Genomic DNA, 21196 nt, shown 5'->3' on the forward strand with positions numbered 1-21196 from the left:
ACCCGGCGTCCATACTGGCGGTGTGAACTCACCGTCCCCCGAACGCGTTCCGGTCGTCGTCATCGGCGCAGGGCCCGCGGGCCTCGCCGTCGGCACGATCCTGCGGGCCGCGTCGGTGGAGTGCGTGGTGCTGGAGGCGGAGAGCAGGGCGTTCATCGAACAGCGCCCGCGCGCGGGGGTGCTGGAGGAGTGGGCCGTGCGCGCTCTGGTCCGGCGGGGCCTCGCGCACCGCCTGCTGGAGCGGGCCGAGCGGCACTCGGCGTGCGAATTCCGCTTCGGGGGCGTCGGATACCGCTTCGCGTACGGCGAGCTGACGGGCCGCCACCACTACGTCTACCCGCAGCCGTTGCTGGTCACGGACCTCGTCCGGGAGTACGTGGACGTCCGCGCGGGAGACGCCCGCTTCGGGGTCAGGGACGTCGGGATCGACGGCCTCACGACAGCGCGCCCGACGGTGTCGTACACCGACCCCACGGGTGAACGGCGGCTGCTGCACTGCGACTTCGTGGTGGGCGCGGACGGCGCGCGCGGGGTGAGCCGTCCGGCGATACCGGAGGGCCACGCGCGGGTGGCCCGGCACGACTACGGCATCGGCTGGCTGGCGCTCCTCGCGCAGGCGCCGCCGTCCTCGGACTGCGTGCTGTTCGGCGTGCATCCGGACGGGTTCGCCGGGCACATGGCGCGCAGCCCCGAGGTGACCCGGTACTACCTCCAGTGCCCGCCCGGGGACGACCCGGACAACTGGCCGCCGGAGCGCGTGTGGGCGGCCCTGCGTACGCGCCTGGAGGCGGCCGGAGCCCCCTCGCTCGCCGAGGGCGAGCTGATCGAGAAGCGTGTCCTGGACATGCACGACTACGTGGTCGAGCCGATGTCGTACGGGCGGCTGTTCCTCGCCGGGGACGCGGCGCACCTGATCGCGCCGATCGCGGCGAAGGGCATGAACCTCGCGCTGCACGACGCGTTCCTGCTCGGCGACGCGCTGGTGGCCTACCTGCTGCGGGGCGACGGGCGGGGGCTCGACGGGTACTCGGACGCGTGTCTGCGCCGCGTGTGGGACTACCAGGAGTTCTCGCAGTGGCTGTCGGAGGTCTACCACGGCTCCGCCACCGGGGACCCCTTCCGCGCGGGGACGTCGTTCGCGCGGCTGCGGCGGCTGTTCACGTCACCGGCGGCGGCCACGGCGTTCGCGGAGCAGTACCTGGGCAGCGCCGAGCACTACTGAGGCGCCGGGTCCGAGCCCGTCTCGGTCATCCGGTGGTCCGCCACGTTCAGTGCCTCCGCGACCAGCCGCTCCAGGTGGCTGTGGCGCAGCGAGTAGATCACCCGCCGCCCCTCCTTGCGCGTGCTCACCAGCCCGGCCAGCCGCAGCCGCGCGAGGTGCTGGCTGACGGCCGGGCGCGCGGCGCCGCACATCTCCGTGAGCGTCCCGACGTCCGCCTCGCCCTCCTTCAGGGCGTGCAGCAGGGTCAGGCGGGTGCGGTCGCCCAGCAGCGCGAGGAGTTCGGCGGCCAGGGCGAACTGTTCCTCGCCGGGGGTGAGTGGGTGCGCATGGTGTGCAGATGAAAGGTGCATGCGTGCGCTCATACGCACATAATGCGGCGGGAGGCTGGGTAAGTCCAGGGCGAGGGAAGGGGAACGCGATGAGCGGACAGCACCACCACGGACACGAGCACCACCACGGACACGAGCAGCCACACGGACAGACCCATTCGCACGCACACCCGCGCCCCCTCCGCCACCGCCTCGCCCACCTCCTGCGCCCCCACTCCCACGAGACCGCCGACAAGCTGGACCCCGCCCTGGAGTCCTCCGCGCGCGGCCTGCGTGCCCTGTGGATCTCGCTCGCGATCCTCGGCGCGACCGCCCTCACCCAGGCCGCCGTCGTCGCCGTCTCCGGCTCCGTCGCCCTCCTCGGCGACACCGTCCACAACGCGGCGGACGCCCTCACGGCCGTCCCCCTGGGCATCGCCTTCGTGCTGGGCCGCCGCGCGGCGACCCGGCGTTTCACGTACGGCTACGGCCGGGCCGAGGACCTCGCGGGCATCGTGATCGTGCTGACGATCGCGGCGTCGGCGGCGTTCGCGGGGTGGGTGGCGCTGGACCGGCTCCTGGACCCGCGTCCCGTCGACCACGTCGGGGCGGTGGCCGTCGCCGCGCTGGCCGGTTTCGCCGGGAACGAGTGGGTGGCCCGCTACCGCATCCGCGTCGGCCGCGAGATCGGCTCGGCCGCACTGGTCGCCGACGGGCTGCACGCCCGCACGGACGGGTTCACCTCGCTCGCGGTGCTGCTCGGCGCGGGCGGCTCCGCGCTGGGCTGGCAACTCGCCGACCCCATCGTGGGGTTGGCGATCACGGCGGCGATCGTCCTCGTCCTGCGCGACGCGGCGCGCGAGGTGTTCCGGCGCGTCATGGACGCGGTCGACCCGGCCCTCACGGACCGCGCGGAAGCGGCCCTCCGCGAGGTCCGAGGCGTGCGTGACGTGGGCGAGTTGCGCCTGCGCTGGATAGGCCACCGCCTGCGCGCGGAGGTCGCGGTCGTGGTGGACGGCGAGGCGACGGTGCGCGAGGCCCACGAGATCGCGGTGAACGCGGAACATGCCCTCCTGCACGCCGTACCCCGCCTCACGGCAGCCCTGGTCCACGCGGACCCGGCACCGCAACAGGGCTTGGCGGACCCGCACTTGGGGCTGGCGCACCATGCGCGGGCGTGACCGCGACGGGATGCGCCCAGGCGGCGTCGAGCGGCACCTCACGGAACGAGCCGGGCCAGCCACCAAGCCGAACCTCGCCGAGCAAGCCGGATCAGCCGCCAAGCCGAACCTCGCCGGGCCAGCCGGGCCAGCCGGGCCAGCCGGGCCAGCCGCCAAGCCGAGCCTCGCCGAACGAGCCGGATCAGCCGAGCCCGGCCGACGCACCCCGGCCGAGCGGCCCCGGCCAAGTGCGGCCCCACCGAACGGACTTCACCGAACAGCGAGCCCCGCCCCCACAACGCCGCCCCACCTCACCATGCCGCCCCACCTCACCCCGCCTCCCCGCCCCGTAACACCGCCCCACCTCACCCCGCCCCCCGCCACACCCCACCCTCCGGCTCCCTCAGCCCCGAACCCCCAACCCCTCCACCACCACAGCCCCCGCCAGCTCCCCGAACGCCTTCCCCGGCACCAGCAGCTTCCCCCGCCGCCGCCCGCTCCCCACCAGCACCCACGGCAGCTCCACCACCGCCGCGTCCACCAACACCGGCCACCCGCCCGGCAGTCCGATCGGCGTGATCCCCCCGTACTCCATCCCGGACTCCCCGGTGGCGACGTCCATCGACGCGAACGACGCCTTGCGCGCGCCCAGTTGGCGCCGGACCACCCCGTTGACGTCCACCCGCGCGGCGGACAGCACCACGCACGCGGCCAGGGTCGTCTCCCCGCCCCGCTTCCCCGCGACCACGACACAGTTCGCCGACTGCTCCAGCAGCTCGCGCCCGTAGTGCTCGACGAACACGGCGGTGTCGGCCCACTGCGGATCGGTCTCGACGTACAGGATCTGGTCTGCGGGGACGCCCGCACTCCAGCCGCGTACGGCGTCGGCGACCGGGCCGACCAGGTCGTCGAGGCAGTCGGGAGCAGGGGTCGCGGTGTCGAAGTCTCCGATGGGTGCGCGCATGGCCGCACGCTAACAGCAGGCGCCACGACCACCGGACACGCCCGGGAAGCGACCGCCTCAGGGCACCGGCGGCACCGAGACCGCGAGGACCAGGACAGCCGGTACGGGCCCCTGATTGCCGTACGTATGAGGGTTGTTGGCGTCGAACGTCGCGCTCGCGCCGGTCGGTACGCGGTACTCCGTGTCGTCGACCGTGAGGGTCAGCTCGCCGGAGGTGACGTGGAGGAGTTCGACGGTCCCGGCGGGGTGCGGCTCGGACGTACTGCTCTCGCCCGGCATCAGCTTCCACTCCCACAGCTCGACGGGACCGGGCGCCTCCGTGCCCGCGAGGAGCCGGCTGTAGCTGCCCGCGTCGGTGTGCCAGAGGCGTACCGCGTCCTCGCCGGGGACGATGCGGACCTTCGCGCCGCGCTCGTAGTCGAGCAGCGTCGTGATGCTGACCCCCAGCGCGTCGCCGATCTTCACGACCGTGCCGATGCTCGGGTTGGTGCGGGCCTGCTCGATCTGGATGAGCATCCCCCGGCTCACCCCGGCCCGCGCGGCGAGGACGTCGAGGGTGAAGCCGCGTACGGCCCGCCAGTGCTTGACGTTGCGTGCCAGGTACTGGGTCAGCAGTTCGAGGTCCGCCACGATCCATCCACTTCAGGGCCGGTACTTGGGAAGCGCCGAGTCTACTCAGCGCTCCGGTTCGAGCCGCGCCAGCCCCGCCACGGCCTCCTCGTCGAGACCGGAGAGCGCGACGAGTTCCTCGGAGGTGACGCCCTCGGGGATCGGCACGGGCGGGGGCGTACGCAGGGGCGGCTGCCAGCCCTCGGCGGGGGTCCAGCGGCGTACGACCCGTGCGGGCGCGCCCGCGACGACGGCGTGGTCGGGGACCTCGCCCCGGACCACGGCGCCGGCGGCGACGACCACGTTCCGGCCGATCCGCGCGCCCGGGAGGATCACCGCGCCGGTGCCGATCCAGCAGCCGGGGCCGATCTCGACGGGCTCCATGCGGGGCCACTGCTTGCCTATGGGCTCGTGGGGATCGTCGTACGAATGGTTCGTGGACGTGATGTACACGTACGGCCCGAAGTAGCAGTCGCTGCCGATCGTCACCGTGGTGTCCGCGATGACGTGGCTGCCCCGGCCGAGGACGACGCCGTCGCCGATGCGCAGGATCGGGTCGGGGCCGAGGTCGAGGCCGGGCATGAGACCGGCCGTCAGCGTGACCTGTTCGGCGACGATGCAGTGGGAGCCGAGGTGGATCCAGGGCTCGCCGAAGACCGTGCCGAGCGGGAACGCGAGGCGGGTGTGCTCGCCGATCGCGCCGAAGCGCAGGCGGCCGGGACGCTCGGCGGTCACCGCGCCCGTGCTGCGCACCCACTCCCACCCGGCGTGCACGGCGCGCTGGGCGAGACGACGCCGCCAGGACGAGAACGTGTTCTTGGGCTTCGGCACGCGCCCACCGTAGTCGCCCGCGCACGCCCCCGCCCTGTGATCTTCACCCCACGCCCGGTGGCGTACGGTGCGGTGACACCAGCGACACGAGGAGGCGTCGATGACGCAGCGGGCTCTGATCACGGGCATCGGGGGCAGGGAGCCGAAGATCGACGGCGGGGCGTTCGTCGCGCCGACGGCGGCCGTGATCGGCGACGTGACGCTCGGGGCCGGCGCGAGTGTCTGGTACGGGGCCGTCCTGCGCGGGGACGTCGAGTCCATCGCGGTCGGCGCGGACAGCAACGTCCAGGACAACTGCACGCTGCACGCGGACCCCGGGTTCCCGGTGCGCATCGGGGAGCGCGTGTCGGTCGGGCACAACGCGGTCGTGCACGGGGCGACCGTCGGGGACGACTGCCTGGTCGGGATGGGGGCGACGGTCCTCAACGGCGCCGTGATCGGGGCGGGTTCACTGATCGCCGCGCAGGCGCTGGTCCCGCAGGGGATGGTGGTCCCGCCCGGGTCGCTGGTCGCGGGGGTCCCGGCGAAGGTGCGGCGCGAACTGACGCCCGAGGAGCGCGAGGGGGTCACGCTGAACGGGACGGTGTACGCGGAACTGGCCAAGGAACACAAGGGAGTTCACGAAGCCTGACCCCTTGCGGCGCGGGCGCCGACAAGCCCCGGCTCCCGCGCCCCCGAGCCGCAGAAGCGCGCCCTCTCACTCCGCCGCGGGCACCGGCTCCGCGCCCTCGGCATCCCCCTGCGCCTGTGCCTTCTTCGCCTTCCGCTTCAGCACCAGCATCGACGTGACCCCGATGAGCAGCGCGAGGACCAGCCCCAGCCACGAGAACCGCTTCAGCCAGTCCTCGGCGACGATCCCGACGTAGTAGATGACGGCGGTGGTGCCCCCGGCCCAGACGATCCCGCCGAGGACGTTCGCCGTGAGGAACTTCCAGTACGGCATGTGCAGCACCCCCGCGAGGGGCCCGGCGAAGATCCGCAGAAGGGCGATGAAGCGGCCGAAGAAGACCGCCCACATGCCCCACTTCTCGAAGGAGCGCTCGGCGGTCGCGATGTGCCCGGCGCCGAAGTGGCGGGGGAACTTCCTGCCGAGCCAGGCGAGCAGCGGCCGTCCGCCCTTGCGGCCGATCGCGTAGCCGATGGAGTCGCCGACGACGGCGCCGACGGTCGCGCAGGCACCGAGGACGATCGGGTTGATGCCCGCGTGCTGGGAGGAGAGCAGCGCGGCCGAGACGAGGATGATCTCGCCGGGCAGCGGAATGCCGAGGCTCTCCAGGCCGATGACCAGCCCCACCACGGCGTATACGGCGGCCGGGGGCACCGAGTCGAGCCACTCCTGGACGTGCACCGCCGGGTTCCTTCCGTTGGACGTCGACGAACTCCGCGAGCCTACCGAACACGCGGGGGTGGAGCGGGCTACACCTCGGGTCCGGGTGCGCGCTCCCTCGTGGCGGGCCCCTGCCGACGGGATCGTAAGGAGCACCATCAACCGAAGGGTTCCTCCGTGACCATGCTCCGCCGACGCCGCCCCGCCGCCCTCGCCACGACCGCCGTCGCCGTCGCCCTGTCGGCCGCCCTGCTCACCGGCTGCGAGTGGGACGACACCTCCGGCTGCCTGTCCAACACGGACACGATCGACCACAGGAAGGACTGGGACGGCAGCGAGGCCGACAAGGCGGTGGACGACCTGAACCGCGCGATCCAGGACTACAACCGCGACATCCTCGACGGCGACTCCCCCGACTCCACGAAGATCGACCGCGCCGCCGAACGCCTCAAGGACGTCTGCACGAACTGAGCCTCACACCTCCACCCGGCCCCTCAGCCTCGACTCCCCCGCGGACGCCCCCACCCACACCGTCCGCGCCCCCGTCCCCAGCACCCACCGCCCCGCCCCGGGGTCCCACGACGACAGTGTCCGCGCCGCCACCTCCACCCGGACCCGGCGCCGCTCCCCCGCCCGCAGCGCCACCCGCCGGTACCCGGCCAGCACCCGCACGGCCTGCGCGAGAGCGACGTCCGGCGAGGGACCCACGTACACCTGCGGCACGTCCACCCCGTCCCGCCCGCCCGTGTTGACGACCGTGAACTCCACGCCGATGCCCCGCCCGTCGGCGTTCACCGCGAGGTCGGTGTACGCGAACGACGTGTACGACAGCCCGTGCCCGAAGGGGAACAGGGGACGCACGCCCTGCGCGTCGTACCAGCGGTAGCCCGTGTGCACGCCCTCCGAGTACTCGACGACCCCGTCCGCACCGGGGTAGCGCCGGGCGTCCCCGGCGACGGGGTGGTGCGTGTCGTCGACGGGGAACGACTGGGTGAGCCGCCCGCCCGCGTCGCAGTCCCCGGCGAGGACGGCGGCCGTCGCGGCGGCGCCCTCCTGGCCGGGGTAGTACATCTGGAGCACGGCGCCGGTCCGCTCCAGCCACGGCATGGCCGTCGCGGAGGACGCGTTCAGGACGACCGTCGTGCGCGGGTTGGCCCGCGTCACCGCCTCGATCAGGCGCTCCTGGTTGCCGGGGAGGGCGAGGGTCGTGCGGTCGAGGGACTCGGTGGCGTCCTCGTACGCGAACAGGACGACCTGGTCGGCGGCGCGGGCCACGGCCACGGCTTCGGCGACGTCCCGCGCGCGGGTGGCTTCCGTGATGTGCCGGAGGCGGAAGCGCTGTCCGGGGTCGCCGCCGGTGATCTTGAGGGTGTGTTCGCCGGGTGCGAGGTGCCGGGTGGCGCGGCGGACGGTGAGGCCGTCGGGGGCGGTGGTCGTGAGGCCGCCGACGAAGTACTCGCTCCAGCCGGGGGCGAGGGGGAAGAGTTCCTCGCCGTCGAGGAGGACCTTCGGCCGTTCGACGGGAGAGCCGGTGAAGTGCAGGACGAACGTGTGCTCGCCCTCGCCGGTGAACGCCCCCGACTCCCCGAGCACCATGTCCTTCCCGAACAGGTCCTCCCCGAGCGCGTACGTCACGTCCCCCATCCGCCGCTCGATCGCCGCGAGCGGGCTCTGTGCCCCCGCGCTCACGACATGCGCGCTGCCCCCGCCGCTGACGAACGGGTAGTCGGCACTGGCCCCGATCACCGCGACCGATTCACCGGCCCGCAGCGGCAGGGTCCCCCGCTCGTTGCGCAGCAGGGTCGCCCCCGCCTTGGCGACCTCCAGCGCGACGGCGGCCCCCGCCTCGGCGTCCCGCGCGGGACGTACGGTTCCGTCGAAGTGCCCGAACCGCTCCCGTACGGCGAGGATCCGCCGTACCGCCCGGTCGACGTACGCCTCCGGCACCTCCCCGCTGACGACGGCCGCCTTCAACGCGGCCCCGAAGTACGCCCCGTCCGGCATCTCCATGTCGAGCCCGGCCCGCAGGGAGGCGGCGGTGCTGTGCGCGGCGTTCCAGTCGGTCATGACCCAGCCGTCGAAGCCCCAGCGGTCGCGCAGGACGCCGGTGAGGAGACGCTCGTTCTCGCAGGCGTAGGTGCCGTCGACCTTGTTGTAGGCGCCCATGACACAGCCGACGCGTGCGGCGACGGCGGCTTCGAAACCACGCAACTCGACTTCGTACAGCGTCTGTTCGTCGACCCTGACGTCGATGTTCTCGCGGTTCGCCTCCTGGTTGTTCAGCGCGAAGTGCTTGACGGTGGCGATCAGCCCCTCGCTCTGGATGCCCTCGATCTCGGCGGCGACGAGGTCGGCGGCGAGCAGCGGATCCTCGGTGAACGTCTCGAAGTTCCGGCCCCCGTAAGGGGTACGCAGCAGGTTGACCATCGGCGAGAGCAGCACGTCCTGCCCGAGCGCCCGCCCCTCACGCCCGATGACCTGCCCGTACCGGCGCGCGAGGTCCGGATCGAAGGCGGAGGCGAGCAGCACGGGCGCGGGCAGCGCGGTGGCGCTCGCGGCGACCCTCACCCCGGCCGGCCCGTCGGCGAGCCGCAGGGGCGGAATGCCGAGCCGGGGTACGCCGGGGAGGTACCCGGCCTGACCGAGGGGGTCGGGGTCGGGGGCGCCGTGCAGGAGGCCGAGCTTCTCGTCGAGGGTGAGACGGGATACGAGGCTGTCGACGCGACTGTCGGCTACGCCCGCCCCCTCCTCCTCACCGGCCGCGGGGGAGGCGAACCCGGAGACGGCCAGCAGGGTGAGGAGGGAACGCCGGGAGAGAGGGGAGGGCATGAGGGCGTGATTCCTTCAGGGCGGGGGCGTCGGGCAGGGTGTCGAAGCTGATCGTCGGACCTTGCACGGCACTATGCGCCGCCACCGGCCCGACGATCAGCCGGACACACCACGAACCCGCCGAACCACCCCGCCCCTCGCCCCGTCAGCCCTCGGACACCCCCCGAGTCAGCCCACCGAGCACGTCGGACACCCGCCCGACGCCCCTGGACGCCTGCCCGGCCACGACGGGAGCCTGCCCCACATCTCCGAACGCCTGCCCGGCCACGACGGGAACCTGCCCCGCGAGCTCCCGCACCGGTTCCCGCACGGTCGAGGCCACCCGCTCCACCACCCCGCTCACCGAAGCGGGAAGCGAGGCAGGAGCGGAACCCCAGCCCCGGCCCGGTCCCTGGCCCCAGCCCGACCCCGAGCCCGACGACGAGTCCACCGTCCCGGGCGCCCCGACCTGTACCACCCGCGTGCGATAGCGCGGAACGTCGGCCCCGCCACCCCCCTCGGACCCGCCCTGCGCACCCGCCCCACCACTCGCACCGGGCCCACCGGCCCCGCCGGAAGAAGCCCCGGGAGCCGCAGAATCCCCCTCCGAACCCTGCGACCCCCCGGACCCCTTCTCTTCCGGCCCCACCTGGGGCCGCCCCGTGTCCGGAGCCGTCCCACCGGACGGCCCGGGAGTCACCTGACCGGAGGTCCCGGCGGGCGAGTCGAACACCCACCGCTGCCCGGCGGACCCGTCCCGCCGGGTCACCACGACCCCCATCCCCTCCCGGCTCTCCCCCGGCGCCACCACAAGCCCCCCACCGCGCCGCAGCAACAACTCCCCCCGCACGGTCAGATCGAAGAACACCTCCCCGGAGTGCACGACGCACCCGGCGAGAACGGCCGCCCCCTGATGCCCATCGGCATCGGCGGCCAGGCACAGGGTCGGCGAGGCGGCGCTCCGCAGCAGCCCGTCCGCCCGGTACGACCACTGCTGCGAGGCGGCGGCGGAGCAGTCGGCCAGCACGGCGCGCGCCCCGTCCTCGACCCGCCCGCCCTCGCTGTCCATGCAGAGCCCGGCGGACGGCGCGAACAGCCTCCCGTGGGCGATCTCGGCGGGCTGCTGCTCGACGGACGCGGGTGACGCGGCACCGGAGGCGGACGGCTCGGGGTTCTCGGACGCCGCGGCGAAACCGGGCCCCCCGACGGGCGCACCCCACGTGACCTGCGGCCCGGGCCCGTTCCCCCCGCCGGACCACCCCGAACCGACCAGTACACTCCCGATGAGCACGAGCGAGGTCACCCCCGCCCCGATGAGCACGGCCTTGGCCCGCCGCCCGGCGAGATCGACGATCCCGGCGCTCCGGTGCCTCCCGCTGTGGACCGGCGTCGCGGCAGGCCCATGCGCCCCACCCCGCCCGGCCCGCGATTCGAGATACCGCCGCCCACCCCACCCCAGCACGGTCTCCGCCAGCAGAATGTCCAACGCGTCGTCGAAGAAGCTGAGTTGCTCGGCGGCATGACGGCAGTACCGGCACTCGGCGAGATGGTCACGGACATCGGGCAGCAGGGACCCGCCCCGCCGCAGCGGCACATCGAGGAGCCGGTTGTAGAACCGGCATTGATCGGACGGCGCGAGTTCCCGGTGCGCCCGCACGCAGGCTGTCCGGAATTGGGTCCGCGCCTCCCGCAGCCCGGCGCCCGCCGTCAACTCGTCGACACCCAGCAGACCAGCGGGTATGGATATGGGCTCGGCTTCCACTTCCGTGTGCCACAAGAGGCATTGGGAGGCGGCGGGCAGCGATCGGAAAGCCGCTTCCGCGAGTTTCCGCCTTTCCGGCGTCCCGGCCCGGGAGGCCCGCAGGCCCCGCCCGCCGACGGTCTTGCCGAGTTCCGGCAGCGCGGCGGGTACGGCGTCGGCTCCGGCCCATTCCCGCACGATGTCCCGTACGGCGACGAGGAATTGGGGACGCAGCGCGCCGCCGGTACGGCCCGCGGCGAGCCGGCCGAGTACGCGGTGGAAGGCCGCCGCGGCCACGAGTTGCGGGGACTGTCCCCGGGCGGCGAGACAGATCGCCGCGTACTCGTGGGTGGCGCGCCAGTGCCGGGCGAGCAGCAGGGCGACGGCGCGGGAACTCCCGTCGCCGGCCGCGCCGATCTGGGCCACGAGGTCGCGGTCCGAGTCGCCGGGGTGCCGGCCGGGACGGGGCGGATAGGGCGGACGGGGTGGGTTGGGCGACTGCACGGAACCATTTCCTTCCAAGCCGGCGCCGGCCCACGGAAAGGGCTCGCCGGAAAAGCAGGTGCGTGATTGGTGCGTACCTGTGGCCGGATCAGCTCGCTTGGCCTGAACCGGCCCTCCTTAAGGGACGCTTACCTTCGCACATACGCCCCATAGGAAACAAGAAGTTCGGATGACCGAAGTTCAAACAGCCGTAATTTCAGATAAGTTACCGCCGGTATCCGCACCGGCATTCGAAAATCTCCGCCGCGCGCCCGGAAGGCGGACCTCAACTTGTGCGCGCACCCCGGTGGATGGCACACGAAATCTTCAACCTCCGTACGGCGGCCCGTCGTTCGCCGCTCGCTGTGGATCCACCCCGGCGCGGATCCACAGGTTTCTCCGATCCGGCTCTCGGCGTACTCCCAAACAGGCGGTCCAGCATGGCCGCATGACCACCCCCCGCCGCCCCGCGCCCACCGTCCGCAAAGCCGTCGTCCCGGCCGCCGGCCTCGGCACCCGCTTCCTGCCGGCGACGAAGGCGACCCCGAAGGAGATGCTCCCGGTCGTCGACAAGCCGGCCATCCAGTACGTCGTGGAGGAGGCCGCCGCGGCCGGTCTCGACGACGTCCTGATGGTGACCGGCCGCCACAAGCGCGCGATCGAGGACCACTTCGACCACGCCTTCGAGCTGGAGCAGGCCCTCGCCGCGAAGGGCGACACCGTCCGTCTGGACGCCGTGCGCGATCCGGCCCGGCTCGCCGACATCCACCACATCCGCCAGGGCGACCCCCTCGGCCTCGGCCACGCGGTCCTGTGCGCGAAGCACCACGTCGGCGACCAGCCCTTCGCGGTCCTGCTCGGCGACGACCTGATCGACGCCCGCGAGAACCTGCTCAGCGAGATGCTGGAGGTCCGCGAGCGGTACGAGGGGAGCGTCGTCGCGCTCATGGAGGTGCCGCAGGAGCAGGTCCACCTGTACGGGTGCGCGGCCGTGGAGCCGACCGGCGAGGACGGCGTCGTACGCGTGACGGGCCTCGTCGAGAAGCCGGCGCGCGAGGACGCGCCCAGCCGGTACGCCGTGATCGGGCGGTACGTCCTCGACCCGGCCGTCTTCGGCGTCCTGGAGCGCACCCCGCCCGGCCGGGGCGGCGAGATCCAGCTCACCGACGCGCTCCAGGAACTCGCGGCGGGCGGCACGGTGCACGGCGTGGTCTTCGAGGGGCTGCGCTACGACACCGGCGACAAGGCGGACTACCTGCGGACGGTGGTGCGGCTGGCGTGCGCGCGGGACGACCTCGGGCCGGAGTTCACCGCATGGCTGAAGGAGTTCGTCGCCGGGTTCGAGGAGGGGGCCGGGGGGAAGCGGCTGGCGGCCTGAGACGGCGAGCGGGGTCGGGGCGGGCGACTTTGGCCGCCTGGAGACGCGGAGAGCCGGAGGGGCCGGGGCGAGTGACTCGGCCGCCCGGAGACACCGAAGAGGCCGGAGGGCCCGGATGGCTCGGCTGCCCGCAGGGGCCACAGCGTGCGGCTCGGCCGGCTAGAGGCGGCGCGAGGGCCGGCCACCGGAGACTGCGGAGAGGGCCGGCTCGGGGCCCCTCCGGCGTCGTACGGACTCAGCTGTTGGGGCGTAGCGTCCAGACGACCGTCATCTCGCCGGTCACCGCGCCGTCCTCGCGCTGGATCTCGATCGTGACGGGGAACTCGGGGCGTCCGCCCTGGTCGAGTTCGGCGATGACCTCGGTGGCCGGGCGGCCGAGGGTGGCGGTGGCGGTGACGCGGCCCATCGCGAGCTTCCTGTACGCGATCTGGGCGCTGACCGCGAGGGGGACCGCTCGGGAGAGCTGGTCGCCGAAGGCCGCGAGGACGATGGCGCCGCTCGCGGACTCGCCGAGGGTGAACATGGCCCCGGCGTGCGGGCCGCCGACGTGGTTGTGGAAGGCGTCCTGATCCGGGAGGGCGAGGACGGCCCGCTCCCGGGTGGTCTCCAGGAACTCCAGGCCGAGGGTCCGGACCAAGGGGACGGTGGCGGCGAGCTGCTCGCCGAGGGTTTTCTGGTCAGCGCTCATGGACGCGATGTTACCCGCGAGTAGCCAACGGCGGCCAGGGTGATGTGATCACGGCAACCGTCCGAGTCGTGATCGAACCGTGAGCGTCCGGGGGTGGTGGCCGAAAGGCGACCCCCGCGCCACTAGGGTTTCTCCGCATGTGGCAAGGACAGCAGCCGCCCGGGGGAGAGCAGAACCCGCAGGCGCAGAACAATCCGTATCAGCAGCCGGGCTTTCAGCAGGGCAATCCGTACCAGCAGGGCGGGTACCAGCAGCCGGGGGCTCAGCAGCCCGGTCCGGCCCAGCCGGGGTACCAGCAGCCTGGGTACCAGCAGCCGGGCTACCCGCAGCCCGGTCACCCGCAGCCCGGGGCTCAGCAGCCCAACCCCTATGCGCAGCAGCCCGGTTGGGGTGCGCCGACCGCCGTGGGCGGTCCGCAGGCGCCGTCGGGAGGCGGTGGCGGTGGCGGTGGCCGTAACCGGACGAAGCTCGTCGCGATCGTCTCCGCGTCGGCGGTCGTGCTGACCGCGGCGGTGACCGGGTTCGTGGTGCTCGGCGACGACGGCGGCACGAAGACCGAGGCGAAGGGGAGCGACAAGAGCGCCTCCGCCTCGCCGACGCCGTCGCCGTCCGTGTCCACCGACGCCGGGTCCAACCCGCGCAGCGGTGACAGCGAGGAGAAGCCGACGGTCGCGGGGTGGAAGGTCGTCGTCAACCCCAAGTGGGGCACCGCGTTCGACGTGCCGCCGGAGTGGGAGGTGCAGCCGCCCGGTACCGCGCTCGGCTACGAGTGGGAGGACAAGACCAAGCCCACCGGCTACGACTCGGTCATCATGTCCGGCGCCGCCGCGCTGAAGCCGAAGTGGTGCACGTCCGACCCCGACAAGGACGGCAAGACCAGCGACTCGCGGCTCGGCGTGACCGGTACGAAGGGCGCGTCCGGGGCGAAGAACACCGACGAGATCGCCGTGAACACGCCCGCGTGGTGGGTGTTCGGCGGGTACACCAACCCCGACAAGAAGAGCATCACCTTCGACAAGAAGGGAACGCCGTACACCACCGCCGCCGGGATCGCGGGCAGTTACGGCTGGGCGCGGTCCACGAACAACCCCGAGAAGGGGAAGTGCGCGGCGGACGGCAAGGCGATCACGTTCGGGTTCAAGAACTCGAAGGGGGACTTCGTGTCGTGGACGCTGTCCACGGCGAAGGGGGTCAAGGACGAGGTGCCGGACGCGACGATCATGAAGATTCTGAGCACGGTGCGGTTGCACGGGGATCCGGTGGAGGGCTGACCGCACTGTACGAGGGGACGGTGGCGCAGGTCGATAATCCGTTTGTCGGCCCGCGCACCCAGCCGCGATAGTCACCCGGTGACCCGAGCCGCCTCCCCCCGCATCCGCAGGCCCGCCTGGGCCGGCCGCAACTACACCCTCCTCACCACCGCCACGTTCGTCACGAACCTCGGTGCCCAAGGCGCCCTGATCGCCGCCGCGTTCGCCGTGCTCGGCACCGGCGGCGACGGCGGTGACGTGGGCCTGGTCGCGGCGGCCCGCACCCTCCCGCTGGTCCTGTTCCTGCTGATCGGCGGCGCGGTCGCGGACCGGCTCCCCCGCCACCGCGTGATGGTCGCCGCGAACACGCTCAACTTCCTCTCCCAGGGCGCCTTCGCCGCGCTCGTCCTGCTCGGCGAACCGAAGCTGTGGCAGATGATGCTGCTCAGCGCACTCGGCGGCACCGGCCAGGCGTTCTTCAACCCGGCGGCCGAGGGGATGCTCCTGTCCACGGTCTCCGGCGAGCATGCGGGCCGGGCGTTCGCGGTGTTCCGGATGTCGATGCAGGGCGCGGCCCTCGGCGGCGCGGCGCTGGGCGGCCTCATGGTCGCGGCGGTCGGCCCCGGCTGGGTCCTCGCGGCGGACTCGGCGGCCTTCGCCGTCGCGGGCGCGCTCCGGGCGTTCCTGGACGTCAGTCACATCCCCCGACGAGGCGAGGCCCAGGGCCTGTTGGCGGACCTCCGGGAAGGCTGGCAGGAGTTCAGCAGCCGCCCTTGGCTGTGGGGCATCGTCCTCCAGTTCTCGATCGCCAACGCCCTGGTGGGAGCGGCGGATTCGGTCTACGGCCCCCTGGTCGCCCGCGACCACCTGGGCGGCGCCGCCCCCTGGGGGCTGGCCCTCGGCTTCTTCGGCGCGGGCACGGTCGTCGGCGCCCTCCTCATGATCCGCTGGCACCCTCGACGCCCGCTCCTCATCGGCACGTTGGCCGTCTTCCCGCTCGCCCTCCCCCCGGCCGCCCTGGCGGTCCCGGCACCGATCGCCGTCCTCTGCGCGGTGATGTTCCTCAGCGGCCTGACGGTCGAGACCTTCGGCGTCAGCTGGATGACCGTCGTCCACCAGGAGATCCCGGAGGACAAACTCTCCCGGGTCGCCGCCTACGACTGGTTCGGCTCGGTCGCCCTGGTCCCGTTGGCGCTGGCCCTGGCGGGCCCGGCGGAAACGGCGTTCGGCCGGACCTCCGCGCTCTGGGGCTGCTCGGTGCTGATCGTCGCGGTGACAGCGGCGGTCCTGTTCATCCCGGACGTACGAAATCTCAGGCGCCGTACGCCTGTCGAGTCACCCGACCCCGAAAGCGCCGTCGGGCGGCTCGGGTGAGGCGACGGCTTCCGCGTCCGGCACGGGCCGCGCATCGCCGATCAACTTCCGCACACCGGGCCCGTGTTCGACCCGCGCGGGAAACGCGTCGGAGGCGGTACGCCGGGCCAGCGCGGCCAGGTCGAGAGGCCGCCGCGAACCGATGAGCACGACGTTCCCGAACCGCCTCCCCCGCAGCACCGCCGGCTCCGCGACCACCGCCAGCTCCTCGAACACCTCGGCGAACCCGGCGAGTTGAGAACGCAGAAAGCCGAAGGGGGCGGAGTCGGCGAGGTTGGCGAGATAGACGCCGTCGGGACGCAGGACACGGGCGACCTCATCGACGTACCCCGTGGACGTCACTTGCGCGGGCACCCGGGACCCGCCGAAGACGTCGGCGACGATGACATCGGCGCAGGAGCCGGGCGCCGACGCGAGCCACTCCCGGGCATCGGCGGCGTGAAGGGTGAAGTCCCCGTCAGGAAGGGGGAGTTGCTCGACGACGAGGTCCAGCAACCCGCGATCGAACTCGACGACGTGTTGCCGGCAGCCGGGCCGCGTGACGGCGAGATAGCGGGGAAGGGTGAGCGCACCGCCCCCGAGATGGACGACGTCCTCGGGCTCCACGAGAACATCCAGAGCGTGGCCGAGCCTCCGGACGTACTCGAACTCAAGGTGTTCGGGCTCGTCGAGATCGACGTACGACTGAGGAGCGTCATCGATCGTGAGCAGCCAAGCCCGCTCCCGGTCGACATCGGGCATGAGCTTGGCGAAGCCCTGATCGACAGGGCGAAAAACGGGAACGGACTCGGGGTTCACCCACCCATTGTGCCCAGCCACATGCTTTTCAGGGGCGCGGGGCTGTGTCCATATGCGGCTCCGCCGCGTGGGCGCGACCAGCCACATACAGCCCACAGCCCCCCACTCACCTAACCCAACACGGCGGTGATGGTCCCAGCCCCCACGGTCCTGCCACCCTCACGAATGGCGAACCCGAGACCGTCCTCCAACGGCACGTCCCGCCCGAGCTCGACGGTCATGTCGACCCGCTCCCCCGGCCTGGCGACGGCGACCTCACCGAGGTCGACGTCCCCGACCACATCCGCCGTACGGATATAGAACTGCGGCCGGTACCCGGAAGAAACAGGCGTCGTACGACCCCCCTCCCGAGCGGACAGCACATACACCTGCGCGGTGAACCTCCGCCGAGGCACCACACTGCCCGGCGCCGCGACGACATGCCCCCGCCGGACGGAGTCCCGGGCGACTCCCCGCAGCAGCAAGGCGACGTTGTCCCCGGCCTGCGCCTCGTCCATCGGCTTCCCGAAGGTCTCCACGCCGATGACGACCGTGTCGACCTCCGCGCCGAGCACTTCGACCCGGTCACCGACCCGAACGGTCCCCCGCTCGACGGCTCCCGTGACCACGGTCCCGCGCCCGGTGATCGTGAGCACGTTCTCGACGGACAGCAGGAACGGCGCGTCGAGGTACCGCTCCGGCATGGGCACGTACGTGTCGACCGCGTCGAGCAGAGCCTCGACGGAGGCGACCCAACGGGGGTCCCCCTCAAGGGCCTTGAGCCCGGAGACACGGACGACGGGCGCGCTGTCACCTCCGTACCCATGGGTCGTGAGGAGGTCACGGACCTCCAGCTCGACCAGTTCGACGAGCTCTTCGTCCGCGCCGTCGGCCTTGTTGAGCGCGACGACGATGTGGTCGACCCCGACCTGCCTGGCGAGCAGCACGTGTTCGGCGGTCTGCGGCATGATCCCGTCGAGCGCGGAGACGACGAGGATCGCCCCGTCGAGCTGCGCCGCGCCGGTGATCATGTTCTTGATGAAGTCGGCGTGACCGGGCATGTCGACGTGCGCGTAGTGGCGCGTGTCGGTCTCGTACTCGACGTGCGAGATGTTGATGGTGATGCCGCGGGCGGCCTCCTCGGGGGCGCGGTCGATGCGGTCGAACGGCACGAACGTGCCGGTGCCGCGGTCGGCGAGGACCTTGGTGATGGCGGCGGTGAGCGTGGTCTTGCCGTGGTCGACGTGACCCATCGTGCCGATGTTGAGATGCGGCTTGGTGCGTACGTACGCGGTCTTGGGCATGGCTGTACCTCGAAGCGTGTCCGTGGGAAAAGAAAGGGGACCCCGATCGACCGTCCGACCCTCCCCCTGCGGGGTCCGCCGGACTTTCCGGGGAGGGTCAGCTTCGGGCGCCGTCGACAGCGGCCAGGAAGTGGGGGACGGCAGCCTTCGGCGCATCCGCGACTGCGGATGCTGCGAGGTGGAAGGCGTACCGGAACATGTCTCGATCCTCGTCGAAGGAACGTCGTAAGTCGAACGGTTTTCCGCGCCGTGCCGTTCAGGGCCGTCCCGGTGAGAAGACCCATACAGCGATCAGACAGCTCCGTGGGCTACCGTCACGGAATGCTCGATGCCACCACCCGCTCTGGCGGCACCGCCACGGCCGCTCCCCCGGCCACCCCCGGACTCGTCGTGCCGGTGTCCCTCGGCACGCGGCTGCTGTCCCCGTGGTCGCGCCTCTTCCTGCTGGTCGTGCTGCTCGCGGCGGCCGGGGCGAGCGTGCTGCTCTTCGAGCCGCAGAGACTTCTCCAGGACGGCTGGCCGCCCCACCTGACGGGCGCGTCGGCCGCCGCCGTGTTCACGGTCGCGTACGGGCTGTGCACGGTCGCGTTCGTGCCCCGGCCGCTGCTGAACCTCGCGGCGGGCGCGCTGTTCGGCTGGGAGGTGGGGCTTGTCACAACGCTCGCGGGTACGGTGCTCGGCGCGGGCGTGGCGTTCGGGCTCGGGCGGGTGCTGGGGCAGGACGCGCTGCGCCCCCTGCTGCGGGGGCGGCTCCTGAAGGCGGCGGACGGTCAGCTGAGCCGGCACGGTCTGCGGTCGATGCTCGCCGCGCGTCTCTTTCCCGGGATGCCGTTCTGGCTGGCCAACTACGGCGCCGCCGTCTCCCGCATCGGCTGGTTCCCGTTCCTGTTCGCGACGGCGGTGGGGTCGGTGCCGAACACGGCCGCGTACGTCGTCGCGGGGGCGCGGGCTTCGTCGCCCACGTCGCCGGTGTTCCTGATCGCGGTCGCGGCTATCGCGCTGCCGTCGGTGGCGGGTGCGGTGGTGGCGTGGCGGAAGAGGCATCACCTGCGGGGGAAGTAGGAGCTTTCACGAGCCCCGCTCGGTTCTTCATACGGCCTCCAGGATCATCGCGTTGGCCAGTCCCCCCGCCTCGCACATGGTCTGCAACCCGTACCGCGCCCCGCGCTCCCGCATCGCGTGCACCAGCGTCGTCGTCAGCCGTGTCCCGCTGGCCCCGAGCGGGTGCCCGAGCGCGATGGCCCCGCCGTCGACGTTGACCTTCGCGAGGTCCGCGCCGGTCTCCTGCTGCCAGGCGAGGACGACGCTGGCGAAGGCCTCGTTGACCTCGAACAGGTCGATGTCGCCGAGGTCGAGCCCGGCCCTGCGCAGCACCTTCTCCGTCGCGGGGATGACGCCGGTCAGCATGAGCAGGGGGTCGGAGCCGGTGACGGCGAAGTCGCGCAGGCGCGCGAGGGGGCGCAGGCCGAGGCGTACGGCGGTGTCGGCGCCGGCGATCAGGACCGCGCTCGCGCCGTCGTTGACCGGGCTGGCGTTGCCCGCGGTGACGTTCCACTCGATCTGCGGGAAGCGCTCGGCGAAGCCGGGGTCGTAGTAGGCGGGCTTGAGCCCGGCGAGGATCTCGGGGGTCGTGCCGGGCCGTACGGACTCGTCGCGCACGGCGTCGTCCAGCGGGGCGACCTCGGCGTCGAAACGGCCCCGTGCCCAGGCGTCGGCGGCCTTGTGGTGCGAGGACGCGGCGAACTCGTCCATCCGCGCGCGCGTGAGGGACCACTTCGCGGCGATCAGCTCCGCGCTGACGCCCTGCGGGACGAGGCCCTCCGGGTAGCGCCGGGCGATCCCCGGGCCGAAGGGGTCCTTGCCCTCCGGGACGTTCGACCACATCGGTACGCGGCTCATCGACTCGACGCCGCAGGCCACGACCAGGTCGTACGCGCCCGCCATCACGCCCTGCGCGGCGAAGTGCACGGCCTGCTGGGAGGAGCCGCACTGCCGGTCCACCGTCGTCGCCGGCACGGACTCGGGGAGACCGGCGGCGAGGGCGGCGTACCGGGTCGTGTTCATCGCCTGCTCGCCGACCTGGTCGACCGTGCCGCCGATCACGTCGTCCACGAGCGCGGGGTCTATGCCGGTGCGGTCGACGAGGGTGCGCAGGGTGTGGGCGAGGAGGTCGACGGGGTGGACGTGGGAGAGGGAGCCGCCGGGTTTGCCCTTGCCGACGGGGGTGCGGACGGCTTCGACGATGACGGCGTCGCGCATGAGGTGCCTCCACGGGAGTCAGTTTGAAATCCAAACTCACACTAACTCCAGGATGGCTCCCCTGACCAGCTCAGTTGGAAATCCAAACCTTCACCTAAACTGGACCGCATGCCCGCCCCCAAGGACCCCCGCCCCTGTTCCATCGCCGACGCCCTGTCCCTCGTCGGCGAGAAGTACACCCTCCTGATCATCCGCGAGGTCCTCCTGGGCAACGGCCGCTTCGACCAGCTGGCCCGCAACATCGGCGCCCCCCGCGATGTCCTGTCGTCCCGCCTGCGCCGCCTGGTGGACGCGGGCGTCCTCACCAAACACACCTACTCGGACCGCCCCCGCCGCCACGAGTACCACCCCACCCGCGCGGGCCTGGACCTGAACCCGGTCCTCCTCACCCTGATGGCCTGGGGCGACCACCACCTACGCCACGACACCGACCGCCCCATGGTCGTGGAACACACCTGCGGCCACGAACTCCTCCCAGCGGTCACCTGCCGGAAGTGCGGCGTGGAGGTGACGGAAGCGGACATGACCCCCCACTCGGAGTCACCGGGGTGGACGGTGGCGGGGCCTGTGGCATAACAGCCCGACGCGCCGGAAACGGGCCGCCTCTTCCTCGCCCTCCCTGGAGGGCCAGGGTGTGCAACCGGGCGCCGATGTCCGAGAGTTCGGCGATCTGGGCCTCGTACAGCTTCCGTTCGCCGACCCCGCCCGTGCCC

At 72.5% G+C, this 21196-nt stretch carries 20 protein-coding genes; 9 read left to right on the forward strand and 11 right to left on the reverse strand.

The window, feature by feature from the left end; translation table 11 throughout:
- The first annotated feature begins 22 nt into the window (after window positions 1–22).
- On the forward strand, window positions 23–1222 hold the full coding sequence (locus ACQCO7_RS06790; protein ID WP_464070973.1) for a 4-hydroxybenzoate 3-monooxygenase: 1200 nt from the start codon (window positions 23–25) through the stop codon (window positions 1220–1222).
- Here ACQCO7_RS06790 and ACQCO7_RS06795 read toward each other — a convergent pair.
- Window positions 1216–1584, reverse strand: coding sequence for an ArsR/SmtB family transcription factor (locus tag ACQCO7_RS06795; protein ID WP_464070974.1), 369 nt, complete (start codon window positions 1582–1584; stop codon window positions 1216–1218). The two genes, ACQCO7_RS06790 and ACQCO7_RS06795, sit on opposite strands and share 7 nt — an antisense overlap.
- Before the next feature lie 56 nt (window positions 1585–1640).
- Here ACQCO7_RS06795 and ACQCO7_RS06800 point away from each other — a divergent pair, with 56 nt between their 5' ends.
- The gene (locus ACQCO7_RS06800) at window positions 1641–2711 is read left to right on the forward strand and encodes a cation diffusion facilitator family transporter (protein WP_464070975.1); all 1071 of its coding nucleotides are present in this window, start codon (window positions 1641–1643) and stop codon (window positions 2709–2711) included.
- Window positions 2712–3093: 382 nt separating this feature from the next.
- On the opposite strand, the gene ACQCO7_RS06805 is transcribed toward ACQCO7_RS06800, so the two are convergent.
- Genes ACQCO7_RS06805 through ACQCO7_RS06815 form a run of 3 tightly spaced genes read right to left on the reverse strand, consistent with a single transcriptional unit; the run spans window position 3094 to window position 5094 of the window.
- Window positions 3094–3654 (reverse strand): YbaK/EbsC family protein, encoded by a 561-nt coding sequence (locus ACQCO7_RS06805; protein ID WP_464070976.1) that lies wholly within the window; start codon window positions 3652–3654, stop codon window positions 3094–3096.
- Window positions 3655–3711: 57 nt separating this feature from the next.
- Window positions 3712–4284: a helix-turn-helix domain-containing protein gene (locus ACQCO7_RS06810; RefSeq protein ID WP_464070977.1), complete on the reverse strand. Its 573-nt coding sequence runs from the start codon at window positions 4282–4284 to the stop codon at window positions 3712–3714.
- 45 nt (window positions 4285–4329) lie between these two features.
- The gene (locus ACQCO7_RS06815; RefSeq protein ID WP_464070978.1) at window positions 4330–5094 is read right to left on the reverse strand and encodes an acyltransferase; all 765 of its coding nucleotides are present in this window, start codon (window positions 5092–5094) and stop codon (window positions 4330–4332) included.
- A 100-nt stretch (window positions 5095–5194) separates the two neighbouring features.
- On the opposite strand from ACQCO7_RS06815, the gene ACQCO7_RS06820 reads away from it, so the two are divergent.
- Window positions 5195–5725 carry a gamma carbonic anhydrase family protein gene (locus ACQCO7_RS06820; RefSeq protein ID WP_464070979.1) on the forward strand — a complete coding sequence of 177 codons (531 nt, stop codon included), beginning with the start codon at window positions 5195–5197 and terminating at the stop codon, window positions 5723–5725.
- Between the two features lie 66 nt (window positions 5726–5791).
- Here the strand turns inward: ACQCO7_RS06820 and ACQCO7_RS06825 are convergent, their stop codons facing one another.
- Window positions 5792–6442: a DedA family protein gene (locus ACQCO7_RS06825; RefSeq protein WP_464070980.1), complete on the reverse strand. Its 651-nt coding sequence runs from the start codon at window positions 6440–6442 to the stop codon at window positions 5792–5794.
- A gap of 162 nt (window positions 6443–6604) precedes the next feature.
- On the opposite strand from ACQCO7_RS06825, the gene ACQCO7_RS06830 reads away from it, so the two are divergent.
- Window positions 6605–6892, forward strand: coding sequence for a hypothetical protein (locus ACQCO7_RS06830; protein WP_464077163.1), 288 nt, complete (start codon window positions 6605–6607; stop codon window positions 6890–6892).
- Window positions 6893–6895: 3 nt separating this feature from the next.
- Here ACQCO7_RS06830 and ACQCO7_RS06835 read toward each other — a convergent pair whose 3' ends face one another.
- Window positions 6896–9250: a beta-glucosidase gene (locus tag ACQCO7_RS06835; protein WP_464070981.1), complete on the reverse strand. Its 2355-nt coding sequence runs from the start codon at window positions 9248–9250 to the stop codon at window positions 6896–6898.
- Between the two features lie 145 nt (window positions 9251–9395).
- Complete coding sequence (locus tag ACQCO7_RS06840; RefSeq protein WP_464070982.1) at window positions 9396–11474, reverse strand: RICIN domain-containing protein; 2079 nt, start codon at window positions 11472–11474, stop codon at window positions 9396–9398.
- A gap of 427 nt (window positions 11475–11901) precedes the next feature.
- Here ACQCO7_RS06840 and galU point away from each other — a divergent pair, with 427 nt between their 5' ends.
- Window positions 11902–12831 carry a UTP--glucose-1-phosphate uridylyltransferase GalU gene (galU, locus tag ACQCO7_RS06845; protein WP_464070983.1) on the forward strand — a complete coding sequence of 310 codons (930 nt, stop codon included), beginning with the start codon at window positions 11902–11904 and terminating at the stop codon, window positions 12829–12831.
- Window positions 12832–13066: 235 nt separating this feature from the next.
- On the opposite strand, the gene ACQCO7_RS06850 is transcribed toward galU, so the two are convergent.
- Complete coding sequence (locus ACQCO7_RS06850) at window positions 13067–13519, reverse strand: DUF4442 domain-containing protein (protein ID WP_464070984.1); 453 nt, start codon at window positions 13517–13519, stop codon at window positions 13067–13069.
- Between the two features lie 137 nt (window positions 13520–13656).
- Here ACQCO7_RS06850 and ACQCO7_RS06855 point away from each other — a divergent pair, with 137 nt between their 5' ends.
- The gene (locus ACQCO7_RS06855; protein WP_464070985.1) at window positions 13657–14790 is read left to right on the forward strand and encodes a DUF8017 domain-containing protein; all 1134 of its coding nucleotides are present in this window, start codon (window positions 13657–13659) and stop codon (window positions 14788–14790) included.
- 78 nt (window positions 14791–14868) lie between these two features.
- Window positions 14869–16143, forward strand: a complete 1275-nt coding sequence (locus tag ACQCO7_RS06860; RefSeq protein WP_464070986.1) for an MFS transporter — start codon at window positions 14869–14871, stop codon at window positions 16141–16143.
- Here ACQCO7_RS06860 and ACQCO7_RS06865 read toward each other — a convergent pair.
- Complete coding sequence (locus ACQCO7_RS06865; protein WP_464070987.1) at window positions 16105–16884, reverse strand: spermidine synthase; 780 nt, start codon at window positions 16882–16884, stop codon at window positions 16105–16107. The genes ACQCO7_RS06860 and ACQCO7_RS06865 overlap by 39 nt on opposite strands.
- 167 nt (window positions 16885–17051) lie before the next feature.
- Window positions 17052–18224 carry an elongation factor Tu gene (gene tuf, locus ACQCO7_RS06870; protein WP_464070988.1) on the reverse strand — a complete coding sequence of 391 codons (1173 nt, stop codon included), beginning with the start codon at window positions 18222–18224 and terminating at the stop codon, window positions 17052–17054.
- A 321-nt stretch (window positions 18225–18545) separates the two neighbouring features.
- Between tuf and ACQCO7_RS06875 the strand changes: the two genes are divergently transcribed.
- A complete protein-coding gene (locus ACQCO7_RS06875) occupies window positions 18546–19286 on the forward strand; it encodes a TVP38/TMEM64 family protein (protein ID WP_464070989.1) in 741 nt (246 codons plus the stop codon).
- Between the two features lie 27 nt (window positions 19287–19313).
- On the opposite strand, the gene ACQCO7_RS06880 is transcribed toward ACQCO7_RS06875, so the two are convergent.
- Window positions 19314–20483 (reverse strand): thiolase family protein, encoded by a 1170-nt coding sequence (locus tag ACQCO7_RS06880; RefSeq protein WP_050370903.1) that lies wholly within the window; start codon window positions 20481–20483, stop codon window positions 19314–19316.
- 108 nt (window positions 20484–20591) lie between these two features.
- Here ACQCO7_RS06880 and ACQCO7_RS06885 point away from each other — a divergent pair, with 108 nt between their 5' ends.
- The gene (locus ACQCO7_RS06885; RefSeq protein WP_464070990.1) at window positions 20592–21059 is read left to right on the forward strand and encodes a winged helix-turn-helix transcriptional regulator; all 468 of its coding nucleotides are present in this window, start codon (window positions 20592–20594) and stop codon (window positions 21057–21059) included.
- Window positions 21060–21196 lie beyond the last annotated feature (137 nt).

This window comes from Streptomyces saintjeani, assembly GCF_055409605.1.